Origin of the sequence: Streptomyces amakusaensis, assembly GCF_039532665.1 — a bacterium.
GTDB lineage: Bacteria > Actinomycetota > Actinomycetes > Streptomycetales > Streptomycetaceae > Streptomyces > Streptomyces amakusaensis.
Genome location: NZ_BAAASB010000001.1, coordinates 585,995 through 599,013, shown reverse-complemented (window position 1 = coordinate 599,013; position 13,019 = coordinate 585,995). Strand labels below are relative to the sequence as shown.

13 protein-coding genes and 1 tRNA gene are annotated in these 13,019 nt (G+C 72.8%); 6 read left to right on the top strand and 8 right to left on the bottom strand.

All coding sequences use genetic code 11. From position 1 onward, the window contains the following. The 3 genes from ABD371_RS02535 to ABD371_RS02525 all read left to right on the top strand — a co-directional run. Positions 1 to 791 (top strand): DALR domain-containing protein (locus tag ABD371_RS02535; RefSeq protein WP_344472119.1); only part of this gene is annotated, 791 nt, incomplete at its 5' end. A gap of 85 nt (positions 792 to 876) precedes the next feature. Further along, positions 877 to 1,827, top strand: a complete 951-nt coding sequence (rlmB, locus tag ABD371_RS02530) for a 23S rRNA (guanosine(2251)-2'-O)-methyltransferase RlmB (RefSeq protein ID WP_190124856.1) — start codon at positions 877 to 879, stop codon at positions 1,825 to 1,827. Between the two features lie 194 nt (positions 1,828 to 2,021). Then, the gene (locus ABD371_RS02525; protein WP_344472117.1) at positions 2,022 to 3,686 is read left to right on the top strand and encodes a DoxX family membrane protein; all 1,665 of its coding nucleotides are present in this window, start codon (positions 2,022 to 2,024) and stop codon (positions 3,684 to 3,686) included. Positions 3,687 to 3,841: 155 nt separating this feature from the next. Here the strand turns inward: ABD371_RS02525 and ABD371_RS02520 are convergent, their stop codons facing one another. The 3 genes from ABD371_RS02520 to ABD371_RS02510 form a co-directional block, all read right to left on the bottom strand. Then, positions 3,842 to 4,564 (bottom strand): nucleotidyltransferase family protein, encoded by a 723-nt coding sequence (locus ABD371_RS02520; protein ID WP_344472115.1) that lies wholly within the window; start codon positions 4,562 to 4,564, stop codon positions 3,842 to 3,844. A 38-nt stretch (positions 4,565 to 4,602) separates the two neighbouring features. Next, positions 4,603 to 5,022, bottom strand: a complete 420-nt coding sequence (locus ABD371_RS02515) for a hypothetical protein (RefSeq protein ID WP_190124859.1) — start codon at positions 5,020 to 5,022, stop codon at positions 4,603 to 4,605. Between the two features lie 194 nt (positions 5,023 to 5,216). Then, positions 5,217 to 6,344, bottom strand: coding sequence for an ABC transporter ATP-binding protein (locus ABD371_RS02510; protein WP_344472113.1), 1,128 nt, complete (start codon positions 6,342 to 6,344; stop codon positions 5,217 to 5,219). Positions 6,345 to 6,521: 177 nt separating this feature from the next. On the opposite strand from ABD371_RS02510, the gene ABD371_RS02505 reads away from it, so the two are divergent. Continuing rightward, positions 6,522 to 6,598 (top strand) — tRNA-Thr (locus tag ABD371_RS02505). A gap of 13 nt (positions 6,599 to 6,611) precedes the next feature. Here ABD371_RS02505 and ABD371_RS02500 read toward each other — a convergent pair. Both ABD371_RS02500 and ABD371_RS02495 read right to left on the bottom strand, forming a co-directional pair. Next, positions 6,612 to 7,097 (bottom strand): universal stress protein, encoded by a 486-nt coding sequence (locus ABD371_RS02500; RefSeq protein ID WP_344472111.1) that lies wholly within the window; start codon positions 7,095 to 7,097, stop codon positions 6,612 to 6,614. 1 nt (position 7,098) lies between these two features. Further along, positions 7,099 to 8,397, bottom strand: coding sequence for an SLC13 family permease (locus ABD371_RS02495; RefSeq protein WP_381734357.1), 1,299 nt, complete (start codon positions 8,395 to 8,397; stop codon positions 7,099 to 7,101). Positions 8,398 to 8,467: 70 nt separating this feature from the next. Here ABD371_RS02495 and ABD371_RS02490 point away from each other — a divergent pair, with 70 nt between their 5' ends. Both ABD371_RS02490 and ABD371_RS02485 read left to right on the top strand, forming a co-directional pair. Beyond that, a complete protein-coding gene (locus tag ABD371_RS02490) occupies positions 8,468 to 9,361 on the top strand; it encodes an aminoglycoside phosphotransferase family protein (protein WP_344472108.1) in 894 nt (297 codons plus the stop codon). A gap of 88 nt (positions 9,362 to 9,449) precedes the next feature. Further along, a complete protein-coding gene (locus ABD371_RS02485) occupies positions 9,450 to 9,950 on the top strand; it encodes a GNAT family N-acetyltransferase (protein ID WP_344472104.1) in 501 nt (166 codons plus the stop codon). Here ABD371_RS02485 and ABD371_RS02480 read toward each other — a convergent pair. The 3 genes from ABD371_RS02480 to ABD371_RS02470 form a co-directional block, all read right to left on the bottom strand. Further along, a complete protein-coding gene (locus tag ABD371_RS02480) occupies positions 9,947 to 10,954 on the bottom strand; it encodes a zinc-binding dehydrogenase (protein WP_344472102.1) in 1,008 nt (335 codons plus the stop codon). The two genes, ABD371_RS02485 and ABD371_RS02480, sit on opposite strands and share 4 nt — an antisense overlap. 91 nt (positions 10,955 to 11,045) lie before the next feature. Continuing rightward, complete coding sequence (locus tag ABD371_RS02475; RefSeq protein ID WP_344472100.1) at positions 11,046 to 12,260, bottom strand: NAD(P)-binding protein; 1,215 nt, start codon at positions 12,258 to 12,260, stop codon at positions 11,046 to 11,048. Between the two features lie 104 nt (positions 12,261 to 12,364). After that, positions 12,365 to 12,862 (bottom strand): hypothetical protein, encoded by a 498-nt coding sequence (locus ABD371_RS02470; protein ID WP_190124890.1) that lies wholly within the window; start codon positions 12,860 to 12,862, stop codon positions 12,365 to 12,367. Positions 12,863 to 13,019 lie beyond the last annotated feature (157 nt).

Here is a 13,019-nt window from a genome sequence, read left to right as displayed (position 1 = left end):
GGCACCTGGAGTGCTCCGCGATGGCCCACAAGTACCTGGGCGAGGCCTTCGACATCCACGGCGGCGGCCTGGATCTGATCTTCCCGCACCACGAGAACGAGATCGCCCAGGCCAAGGCCTTCGGCGACGAGTTCTCCCGGTACTGGGTGCACAACGCCTGGGTCACCATGAGCGGCGAGAAGATGTCCAAGTCGCTCGGCAACTCGGTGCTCGTCTCCGAGATGGTCAAGCACTGGAAGCCCATCGTCCTGCGCTACTACCTCGGCACCCCGCACTACCGCTCGATGATCGAGTACAGCGAGGAGGCACTGCGCGAGGCCGAGTCCGCCTTCGCCCGGATCGCCGGCTTCATGCAGCGCGTCTGCGAGAAGACCGGGGGACCGGTGGAGCCCGCCGACGAGGTCCCCCTCGCCTTCGCCGAGGCCATGGACGACGACCTCGGCGTGCCGCAGGCGCTCGCCGTCATCCACACCACCGTCCGCCAGGGGAACTCGGCGCTCGCCGCCGACGACAAGGAGTCCGCGGTCGCCCGCCTCGCCGAGGTGCGCGCCATGCTCGGCGTCCTCGGTCTCGACCCCTTCGACCCGCACTGGGCCGGCGACGCCGAGGGCGGCGAAGACCTCCACGGCGCGGTCGACACGCTCGTACGCCTGGTGCTCCAGCAGCGCGAGGCGGCCCGCGGCCGCAAGGACTGGGCCACCGCCGACGCCATCCGCGACCAGCTCCAGCAGTCCGGACTGGTCATCGAGGACGGCCCGGACGGTCCGCGCTGGACGCTCGGCCCCCGCTGAGCCAGGACGAATGTGCCGCCCGGCCGTCCGGGCGGCACACTGTCATACGTACACACATACGAGGATCCAGGAACAGGTAACAGTCATGGCCGGGAACAGCCAGCGCAGAAACCGCCGCACGTCCAACAAGAAGGGCGCGCAGGTCGGCAGCGGTGGCAATCGGCGCCGCGGCCTTGAGGGCAAGGGTCCGACCCCGCCCGCCTCCGCCCGCAAGGGCCACGTCAAGAACCGGGTGGCCAACGCCAAGGCCCGGCAGACCACCCGCCGGCCCGTCGCCCGTCGCGGCGGCAAGGGCACGTCCGAGATGGTCGTCGGCCGCAATCCGGTCTTCGAGGCGCTGCGTGACGGCGTCCCCGCGACCATGCTCTACATCCAGCAGTACATCGACAACGACGAGCGCGTCCGCGAGGCCATCCAGCTCGCCACCTCGCGCGGCACCCTCCACATCATGGAGGCCCCCCGCGCCGAGCTGGACCGGATGACCAACGGGCTCAACCACCAGGGCCTGGTCCTCCAGGTCCCGCCGTACGAGTACGCGCACCCCGAGGACCTCGCGGCCACCGCCGCCGACCACGGCGAGGCCCCGCTGATCGTCGCCCTCGACGGTGTCACCGACCCGCGCAACCTCGGTGCCGTGGTCCGCTCCGCCGCCGCCTTCGGCGGACACGGCGTCGTCGTCCCCGAGCGCCGCGCCGCCGGCATGACCGCCGGCGCGTGGAAGTCCTCCGCCGGCACCGCCGCGCGCACCCCGGTGGCCCGCGCCACCAATCTGACCCGCGCCCTGGAGGGCTACCAGAAGGCCGGTCTCACCGTCGTCGGGCTGGCCGCCGACGGCGAGCACGAGGTCGGCGACCTGGAGGCGCTCGGCGGCCCGCTGGTCATCGTCGTCGGCAGCGAGGGCAAGGGCCTCTCCCGGCTCGTCGGCGAGACCTGCGACTACCTCGTCCGCATCCCGATGCCCGGCGGCGCGGAGTCGCTCAACGCGGGCGTCGCGGCCGGCATCGTGCTGTACGAGGCGGCCAAGCGCCGCGCCTGAGCCGTTCCGCGCGCCCCCGGCACCTCCCTCCCGGGGGGAGCCGGGGGCGCGTGCGTACGAGAGGCCGGCAGCGGTCCGTACGAGAGGTTGACGCCGAGGAGGCGCACCTCTTCCAACCCTCTCACCAGCCTTGACGGGTCTCGGACAGATAGGGCCCGTCACGGCAGTGTCCAAACGCGATGTCACTCGGTTAGATGAGTGTGGACACCAGAACGCCCCGGCCCGGGTTCGATGATCAGCCTGCGCTGAGCATGATCAAGGTCGACTGCGACCCCGCTCAGGTCATCGTGAACCACGCCAGCTTCCGGGTGCAGCTCGCCCAGAGGCCGCGCCCCTCCAGAGTCATGGCGGACACCGCCATGATCCCGATGGGCGGGGCGGTGGTGCGGCGGCGGGCGCCTGTCGTCTGGAGCGGCAAGTCCGCGCCCGGCGACTCGGGCGCGACCGGGCTGCTCCAGGCCGTGCGCAACAGCACCGCCACCGCCGAGCGCGACGACTACGGCTCCGCCGGGTACGACACGGGCTCGACCCAGCTCATCCCCCGGGTCCGGGTGCCGGGCGGCGCGGACGACACCGCGCCCACCCCCGTCGCGGGCTCCCCCGGCAAGCCCCTGCTGCCCCCGATGCGGCAGGCGGTCGGCGCGTACGACACCTACTCCGCCCCCCCTTCCTCCTCCTCTTACGACGGCGACCAGGGGCTGTACGACGACGAGCCGGACGAGGAGGCGGCCGACGGCCGTCCCCAGCGCCACGGCAACGACGTGGTGCGGCACGCCTACTACCCCGGCCGCCGGATGAACCTCGGCGTGGTGCTGCTGCCGCTGCGGGTCTTCCTCGGCTTCATCTCCATCTACGCGGGCATGGGCAAGCTCTGCGACCCCGTCTACTTCGACGGCGGCGAGCGCGGCTCCATGGTGAAGTGGCTCAATTCGCTGAACCCGTGGGCGCTCGCCGACCCGCTGCGCGACTTCGCGCTCTCCCACCCCGTGGGCGCGGGGCTCACCGTCGCCTTCCTCCAGGTCGTCGTCGGCGTGCTCACCGTCCTCGGACTGTGGCAGCGGGTCGCGGCCGTCTTCGGCGCGCTGCTGTCGGCGGCGCTGATCCTCACGGTGAGCTGGAAGACGGTGCCGGCCTACGACGCGCCCGACATCATCTATCTCGCCGCCTGGTCGCCGCTGATCATCGCGGGAGCGCCCGTCTACTCCATCGACGGGCGGCTCGCGGGCGAGGCCTGGCGCACGCTGGGGCCCCGGTCCGAGCTGTGGCAGCTGCGCCAGCGGGTGCTGCGGCGCGGCGCGGTCGTCACGACCGTGGTCGTCGGGCTCACCCTGCTCATCGGGTCGATGCTCGGCGGAGCGGTCCGCTCCACCGAGATGGTCACCGTGCCGGGGCCGAACCAGGACCCGACCAACCACCTCCCCGGCTCGCCGCTGCCGAAGGACATGCCGTCCGGCACCCGCTCCTCGGCGGGGCCGAGCGGCGGCGGGGAGAAGGAGAAGAAGGCGAAGAAGGAGCCCTCGCCGACCGCGAGCCAGTCCGGCGTCCCGACCCGTCAGCAGTCCACCGCCCCCGCCTCGGCGGGGACCACCGCCCCGGAGACGGCGAGCACGGGCGCCGGCCGCCCCAGCCAGACCCAGGGCACGGGCAGCGGGCAGCAGCAGCCCACCCGTTCCCAGCCGGCCCAGCAGCAACAGCAGCCAGCCACCGGCACCGACCCCGCCACCGGCAGCGGCGGCACGGGCAGCGGCGGCACCGGCAGCGCGCCCGGCAGCAGCCCGGACAACACCGGCTCCACCGGCGGCGGTTCGGACGGCGGCACCACGGGCGGCGGCAAGGTCATCGGCGGTCTGCTCGGCTGAGCCGCCACAGGCCCCACGCGCGGCGGGGGCGGATCCGGATTCCCGGGTCCGCCCCCGCCGCGCGTTCCCGGCCGACAGGGGCCGCTGTACGGGCCTGCGGGTGCCCCAGGGCGCCGGAGGGGCGGTACGGGGGTTCCAGGGGGCCCTGACGGGTCCTAGCGGGCCTGGGCGGCCAGTTCCTTCGCGGCCTCGGTGAGGTCCTTGGCGGTGTCGATGGCCCGCCAGTACGCGCCGTTGGGCAGCGGGAAGCCCGCCAGCCTGCGCTCCCGGGCCAGCCCGGGGAAGGTGGTGCGCTCGTGGTCGCCCCGCTCCGGCAGCAGCTCGGTGAAGGCGGCGGCGAAGACGTACACGCCCGCGTTGATGAGGTACGGCGACGGCGGCGACTCGATGAAGTCGGTGATGTGCCCGAAGGCGTCCGTCTCGACCGCGCCCCAGGGGATCCTGGGCCTGGCCAGCGCGAGGGTGGCGACCGCGTCGCGCTCGGCGTGGAAGGCGGCCATCTCACGGAGCGAGAACCGCGTCCAGATGTCGCCGTTCGTCGCGTACCAGGGCAGATCGGGGCGCGGCAGCCGGGCCGCCGCGTACTTGAGGCCGCCGCCCCGGCCGAGCGGCTCGGGTTCGACGACGGTGGTGACGCGCAGCGGCAGTTCGGCGGTGGCCAGCCACTCCTGGAGCACCTCGGCGAGATGGCCGCAGGAGACGACGGCGTCGGTCACGCCTTCGGCGGCCAGCCAGGACAGCTGATGGCCGATGATCGGGGTCCCTGTTCCGGGGATCTCGACCATCGGCTTGGGCCGGTCGTCGGTGTACGGGCGCAGCCGGGAGCCCTGGCCGCCGGCCAGGATCACGGCCTGCGTCGGATACGTAGGCGTATGCATGCGGTGAACGATATGCGCAGCGGGCCGTGCGCGGCCCGTCAGCTCCCCTGGGTCTGCTGGGCGACGCCGCTCGCGAAGGAGGTGTCGCAGACGGGCTTGGAGTACGCCTGGGCGCGGACCGGACCGAAGCGGTCGACGGCGGCGCGGCCGAGCGAGCGGGCGATCGACATGCAGTGCTTGGCGAGCGAGGGGCGGGCCTCCACCTCGCGCTGGAGCCGGGTGAGCGCGGTGCCGGGGTCCTTCTCCTGGAGTTCGGTCATCAGCCGGTCGCGCAGCACGTCCTGCGGGGCGCGGGACTTGGCGCGCACGGAGACGTTCTGGGAGGAGGCCGTGAGGATCTGGTCGCCGGTCTGTCCGGCCCACGGGACGCTGGTGACCGCGAGGGTTCCGGAGAGCACCAGGACGACGGGCAGGACGAGGGCGAAGGAGCGGCCGATTCGGCGTGCTGAGTGGGTCACGCCAGCGAGCGTAGCGGCCGGTGATGGTATGGCGACATTTAGTCACTCACGTGGGGGACGGTTCGAGGGGGCCTTTCGAATCCGCGGTTGACGGTTGGTAGTGAAATGCCCGTAGTGGTGGTTTATTTCGCGGCGTACGCACAACGGCCCCGCGGAATCCGCGGGGCCGTTGCGCGTATGTCTCTCGGGGAGCGTCAGTCGGTGAGGCGCTCGCCGGTGGAGGTCGCGAAGACGTGGATCTCGTCCGCGCGCGGCACGACGTGCAGCTCCGAGCCCTTCTCGGGCACGGACCGGCCGCCGACACGCACGACCAGCTCCTTGTCCTCGCCGCTGACCTTCGACGCGCCGTAGACGAAGCCGTCGGAGCCCAGCTCCTCCACGACGTTCACCTGCACGGCGAGGCCGGCCGGGGCGTCCTTGGAGAGCGTGCCGGACGTGGTGCCGGTGTGCTCGACCACATCGAAGTGCTCGGGGCGGATGCCGACGGTGACCGTCTTGTCACCGCGGTCGGCGGCGGCGCTCAGCGCGGCCCGGGAGACCGGGACGACGCTGTTGCCGAACTTCACACCGCCGTCGGTGATCGGGACCTCGACCAGGTTCATGGCCGGCGAACCGATGAATCCGGCGACGAAGAGGTTCGCCGGCTTGTCGTACATGGTCCGCGGCGAGTCGACCTGCTGGAGCAGACCGTCCTTGAGGACCGCGACCCGGTCGCCCATGGTCAGGGCCTCGGTCTGGTCGTGGGTGACGTACACCGTGGTGATGCCCAGCCGGCGCTGGAGCGAGGCGATCTGCGTACGGGTGGACACGCGCAGCTTCGCGTCGAGGTTCGACAGCGGCTCGTCCATGAGGAACACCTGCGGCTCACGGACGATGGCCCGCCCCATCGCCACACGCTGCCGCTGGCCACCGGAGAGCGCCTTCGGCTTGCGGTCCAGGTACGGCGTCAGGTCGAGGATCTGCGCGGCCTCTTCGACCTTCTTGCGGATCTCCGCCTTGTTCACGCCGGCGATCTTCAGGGCGAAGCCCATGTTGTCGGCGACGGTCATGTGCGGGTAGAGCGCGTAGTTCTGGAACACCATCGCGATGTCCCGGTCCTTGGGCGGCAGATGTGTGACATCGCGCTCACCGATGCGGATGGCTCCGCCGTTGACGTCCTCGAGCCCCGCGAGCATGCGCAGGGAGGTCGACTTGCCGCAGCCGGAGGGACCGACGAGGACGAGGAACTCACCGTCCGCGATCTCGATCTCCAGCTGGTCCACCGCGGGCTTCTCGGTGCCCGGGTAGACCCGGGTGGCCTTGTCGAAAGTGACAGTTGCCATGGCTGTGTGTCCCTCCACCGGCAGGAACGTGCCGGACGATCCGAGTAAAGGATTGGTGTAGTCCACCTGTGTGGACTGGTGGTGACGCTACCTGGCGTTTTCTGTTCTGTCAGTAACGGTTAGGGCACGAGATTTACGTCCGACGAGGCGCGGTGGTTTGGTTACACTGCTACGGCTGCCTCCTTAGCTCAGCTGGCCAGAGCAACGCACTTGTAATGCGTAGGTCGTCGGTTCGAATCCGACAGGGGGCTCCAGTGAAAAGCCAGGTCACGGCATTCCGTGAGCTGGCTTTTCCCGTTCCGGGGCCGGGGCTTCGGGCCAGACCAGCAGGACCGGGCACAGGGCGTGGTCGACGACGAAGCGGGTGGCGGGGCCGAGGCTGTGGGGGCCGGGGTGGCCCGGGGTGCCGTCGCGGGTGAGGACGAGGAGGTCGGTGGGCCCGGGGGTGGCGGTCACCTCGTGTTCGGGGCGGCCGGTGCGGCGGAGCCGGGTGGCGGGGCGGCCCAGGCGGGCGGCGGCTTCGGAGAGCAGGCGGTCGGCGGCGGCCGAGGCGAGGGTCCCGAGGGGGACGGCGGGGTCGCGGTCGGGGCGGGCGCGGCCGAGGAGTCCGGCGTAGGAGCCCCGGGCGGCGTTCACGGCCTCGGGGTCGGTGACATGCAGCAGGACGATGTCCGTGCCCTCGGGCGCGTGGGCGCGGGCCGCGTCGACGCACGCGGGCCAGGTGCCTTCCACGATCCAGGCGATGACGGTCACTTCAGCCTCCGAGGACGCTCAGCGAGATCCAGAGTGCCACGACGGAGAGCAGCAGCGTGGCAGGCACGGTGAGCAGCCCGAGCCGGGTGAACTTCCCGAGATCCACCTCCGTGTCGTGGGCGTGCATGATCCGCCGCCACAGCAGGGTGGCCAGGGAGCCGGCGTAGGTGAGGTTGGGGCCGATGTTCGCCCCGAGCAGCACCGCCAGGACCGCCCCGGGCCCGAGGGGGGCGGTCAGCGGCAGCAGTACCAGCACGGCGGGCAGATTGTTGATCAGGTTCGCCAGGACGGCGGCGAGGAAGGCGAGGCCGAGCAGCGCGGGCAGCCCGGTTCCTTCGGGGACCAGCGGGTCCAGCGCGTCGCCGAGCCCGCTGTCGACCACGGCGCGCACCAGGATGCCCAGGGCGAGCACGAAGGCGAGGAAGGGCACGGCGGCGGCGCGCACCAGCGCGACGGGGGTGGTGCGCCGCCGGGCCAGGGCGCGGACCGCGAGCACCGCCGCGCCGGCCGCGGCCGCCCAGGCGGGCTCGATGCCCAGGGCCGAGGTGGCGATGAATCCGGCCAGCGTGCAGACCACGGTCACCAGGGCGAACACCGGGACCGCGACCGGCTCCGGGTCGTCCGCCGGGGCCCGGAAGCCGGCCGCCAGATCGAGGGCGAAGAAGCGGCGGAAGACCGCGTACTCCACCGCGATCGCCACCAGCCACGGCAGCGCCATCAGCGCGGCGAACCGGGTGAAGCTCAGCCCGCTCGCGGCGAAGGCCAGCAGATTGGTCAGATTCGAGACCGGAAGCAGCAGCGAGGCCGTGTTCGACAGATGGGTGCAGGCGTACACATGGGGCAGGGGCCGGGCTCCGAGGCGGGCCGCGGTCGCGAAGACCACCGGGGTCAGCAGGACGACCGTCGCGTCCAGACTCAGCACGGCGGTGATCGAGGACGCCGCCGCGAACACGTACGCCAGCAGGGAGCGCGGCCGGCGCCGGGCCGCTCGGGCCATCCACGCCCCGCAGGCGCGGAACAGCCCCTCGTCGTCGCAGAGCTGGGCCAGCACCAGGATCGCGGCCAGGAACCCGACCACCGGAGCCAGATGCTCCGCCTCCGCCGCCGCGTCCGGGAGCGAGATGGCTCCCGCCGCGACGGCCACCACCGCCGCCGGAACGGCGACGACCGCCTCCGGCCACCCCCAGGGGCGTACGACCGCGCAGGCCAGGGTCGCGAACAGCAGGACGACGGAGAGCGTCTCCACGTAGGGGGTGTTCAGGGCGGGCCCTCCTGTAAGGCGCTCCGTGTGGCCGGGAATGATCCTTCATCATCCCGTCGCCGCAGCACACACATACGGGAGGGGATGTGCCGTACGTACCATCGGCGGCATGGTCGAGGTCGAGGTTCCGGACGCTCTCATGGTCAGCCTGCGTCAGCACGGCGGCGCGGCGGGCCGCGCCTTCATCGCCGCGCTGCCCGGGCGGACCGTCCGCTTCCTCGACAGCTGGGGGCTGCGGTTGGACGGTGCGCCGATGCATGGGATGTGCGCGCTCGTGCTGCCGGTGCGGCGGGAGGACGGCACGCCCGCCGTGCTGAAGCTCCAGGCGCTGGACGAGGAGACGGCCGGGGAGGCGGAGGCGCTGCTGGCCTGGGGCGGGGACGGGGCCGCCCGGCTGCTGGACCACGACCGGGAGACCGGCACCCTGCTGCTGGAGCGGCTGGATTTCCGCCGTCATCTGTCGGCGGTGCCGGAGACGCGGGAGGCGGTGGGGATTCTCGCGGGGCTGCTGGCGAGGCTCACCGAGCGGCCCGCGCCGCAGGGGCTGCGGCGGCTCGGCGACATCGCGGCCGGGTTGCTCGCCGAGACGCCCGCGGCGGTGCGGGGGCCGGCGGACGGGGACGAGCGGCGGCTGCTGCTGGACTGCGCGGCGGCGGTACGGGAGGTGGCGGGGGAGCCGGGGGACCGGCTGCTCCACTGGGATCTCCACTACGGCAACATCCTGGCCGCCGAGCGGGAGCCCTGGCTCGCCATCGACCCCAAGCCCCTCGCCGGGGACCCGGGCTTCGAGCTGCTGCCGGCTCTCACCAACCGCTACGACCCGGCCGAGACGCTCTGGCGGTTCGATCTGCTGACGGAGCGGCTGGGGCTCGACCGGGCGCGGGCCGGGGCGTGGACGCTCGGGCGGATCCTCCAGGGCAGCCTGTGGGGGCTGGCGGAGGGTGACGAGAAGCTGGACGAGGAGTGGGCGGAGATCGCGCGGGCACTGCTGGGGCGCGGCTGAGCGGCCCGGGCCGTGCCGGACCGCCCGGGACCGTCCAGAAGGTGAATCCCGGTGGCGTACCGGATCGGCCGTCATCCATCCTGACCTCATGATTCGTACAGCCGTACCCCAGGATGTCCCCGCGATTCACCGTATGGTCCGTGAACTCGCCGAGTACGAGAAGGCCTTGGACGAGGTCCACGCGACGGAGGAGCAGCTGCGCGAGGCGCTCTTCGGCGAGCGGCCCGCCGCCTTCGCCCATATCGCGGAGGGTGACGACGGCGAGCCCGTCGGATTCGCGCTCTGGTTCCTGAACTTCTCCACCTGGCGCGGGGTGCACGGGATCTATCTGGAGGATCTGTACGTCCGCCCCGAGCGGCGCGGCGGCGGGCACGGCAAGGCGCTGCTGACCGAGCTGGCGCGGATCTGCGTCGAGCGCGGCTACGAGCGCCTCGAATGGTCGGTCCTGGACTGGAACACCCCGTCGATCGACTTCTACCGCTCGCTCGGCGCACGGCCGCAGGACGAGTGGACGGTGTACCGGCTGACCGACGAGGCGCTCACCGCGCTGGGGTCCCAGGACGCGCGGGCCCAGGAAGGCACGGCCTAGGGCATACGGGGGATCAGCACGACCTTGCCGACGGTGCCGCGGGTCTCCAGCGCCCGGTGGGCGCGGGCGGCGTCGGCGAGGGGGAAGCGCTGGACGACCGGGCGCAGCCGGCCGGTGGCGGCCTCCTTCAGGGCGCGCTCCTCCAGGGCGCGGAGGCCGCCGGCCTTCTCCAGCATGGCCGGGCCGAGGACGATCTCGGAGGTGATGCCGCGCTCGTTCAGCTCCTCCTCGGTGAAGGCGAGCGGGGATCCGTCGTGCAGATCCTTCTCCCCGGTCCAGCCGAAGACGAGGTGCCTGCCGCCCTTGGCGAGCAGATCGACGGCGGCGCGGCCGGCCGTGCCGCCGACGGAGTCGAAGACGATGGTGGCGCGCCGCTCGCCGAGGTGGTCGCGGACCTGCTCGGGCCAGTCGGGCTGCTGGTAGTCGACGGCGAGGTCCGCGCCGTTGGCCAGGACGCCGGCGACCTTGGCGGCTCCGCCCGCGAGGCCGATGGCGGTGGCCCCGATGTTCTTGACGTACTGCACGAGCAGGGAGCCGATGCCCCCGGCGGCGGCCGGGATGATCGCGATGTCGTCCTCGCGCAGCTCGGCGAGGCCGAGGATGCCGAGGGTGGTCCGCCCGGTGCCGATCATCGCGACGGCCTCGGCGGGGTCGAGCCGGGCGGGGACCTCGTGCAGCCGGGTGGTCTCGGTGACGGCGAATTCGGCGTATCCGCCGGGGACCATCCCGAGGTGGGCGACGACCATCTTGCCGAGCCAGCCGGGGTCGGCGCCCTCGCCGAGCGCGTCGACCACGCCGGCGACCTCGCGGCCCGGGACGGTCGGCAGGCTGATCGGTTCGGTGTAGGGGCCGGGCAGGCCCTGGCGCAGGGTGGTGTCGAGGAGGTGGACGCCCGACACGGCGACCGCGATGCGGACCTGGCCGGGGCCGGGCACCGGGTTCTCGATCTCATCGAGGACGAGGTTCTCGGCGGGGCCGAAGGAGTGAAGGCGTATGGCGCGCATGACGGGCTCCCCTGAGTGCGATGTCGGTGCGATGTCGGTGCGGTGCGGTGCGGTGTCTCGCTGTCTCGGCTGCGAGGACAACTGTTCAACCTCAAGAAGGCTTGAGGTCAAGGAGGTTCGGCTCCGGTCCGGTGCCGCAGCGCCGGGCGATGAGGGACACCGCGTTGAGCGCGCTGGTGAACGAGACCTCGCAGAGCACTCCGGGAGCGGCGACCTGGTCGCCCACGAGATACACCCCGTCGCCCCGGTCGATCGCGGGCCGGTCCCGCCAGCTGAGGCCCGGCCGGTCCAGCGCTCCCGTACGGCCCTGGGAGAGGGCTTCGCGCCGCCAGACGGAGCGCTCGCGCCAGCCGGGGAAGCCCAGGTCGAGCAGGGCCTCGGCGTGGGCGACGCCGTCGGCCTTCGACTCGCCGGGGGCGATCGGCAGCTGGCCCTGGACCAGGGAGCGGCCGGCCGGGGCCAGGGTGCGGTCCTGGGCGGTGAAGCGCTCCAGCCAGCCGGGGGCGTCCAGGTCGGAGACGACGAACGCGTCCTTCCCGCTGCTGCGCAGGGCCAGGTCGATCAGGGTGGTGCGACCGCTCTCCCAGCGCAGGGAGTCGTCCTTGAGCAGGCCCCGGGCCGCGTCCAGCGAGGTCGCGACGATCACCGGTCCGTCGCGCTCGGGCAGGGCGTCCACCCGTGACCCGGTCTCGATGCGTACGCCGAGGTCCAGGGCGCGGCCGGTCATCCGGTCGATGATCTGACCCCAGCCGCCGCGCGGACAGCGCGCCTCCGGCGGGAGGGCGGCGGCGCGGCGCAGCCGCTCCTGGACGAAGGCGGCGGAGAGGGAACCGGGATCGTGGTGGAAGAGGGCCACGCCGATGTAGTGGGCGGCGGCCCGTGCGCCCGTCTCGCCGACCTGACCGGTGGCCCAGGTGAGGAAGTCCTCGTCGACCGGGGCGGACTCCGGAGCCCGCCGCGCCAGCCGGTACAGGGCGAGCGGCGGGAGCCTGCGCAGCGCCCCGCCGGACCGGAAGCGGAACCGGGCCCCTTCGAGCGGTGGGATCGCGGCGAGCGGTCCGATCAGACCGCGCCGCCTGAGCCATCCCCAGTGCGGGCCGCCGCTGTAGAGGGCGTGCGGTCCTTCATTGGTCCGGTACGGCCCGTCGTCGGTGCGGGCCCGGCCGCCCAGGGTGCGGTGGGACTCGTACAGCGTGACACGGGCTCCGCCGGTGGTCCCGCCGGTGGTCGCGCCGGCGGTTTCGGCCGCGGCGATGGCCGCGGTGAGTCCGGCGAAGCCGCCGCCGACGATGGTGATGCGGTGCATGACTGCCCTTCCTCTTCCTCGGAGGGCCGTGGGGGCTCTCGGAGGGAGGACGGGCGGCGGGGCGCGATTGTGACATCGCCGCAGCCCGGGGGGCCGGGGTGCGGTCAGATCCGGGGGAAGCGCGCCTGAAGGTCCCAGATGACGGGATTGTCGGCGAGGCCCTCGTGCATGTCGGTGAGATCCGCGATCACGTCCTGGAGGAAGTCGCGGGCCTCGCGGCGCAGCTCGCCGTGGTTGAAGGTGAGGGGCGGCTCGTCGCTCCGCATCCAGTCGGCGGCCACGTCCACCCAGCCGAAGCGCCGCTCGAAGATCATCCGGTCGGCGGACTCGGTGAAGTCCAGCTCGGCGAATTGGGGGGTGGCGGAGCGGCTGCCGCGCGGATCGCGGTCGAGGCGCTCGACGATGTCGCACAGGGCCCACGCGAAGTCGAGGACCGGAACCCATCCCCAGGCTGTGGAAACTTCGCGGTCGGCCTTGGTGTCCGCGAGATAGACGTCGCCGCAGAAGAGGTCGTGGCGGAGGGAGGCGGTGTCCACCTGCCGGTAGTCGGTCTGCGGGGGGTCCGGGAAGCGGGGGGAGAGGGAGTAGCCGATATCGAGCACGGTCCCGATGGTGCCACGCCCGCGCCCGCCCTTCCGCCCCCGGGGCTCGCGGAGAGTCCCGGGGCGGTACGGGGAATCCCCGCCGGGAGCGGTACGGAGAGTCCCGCCGGGGCGCGGCCTGCCACCCCGGCGGGACCTCAGGTGCCCGTGCCCGGTC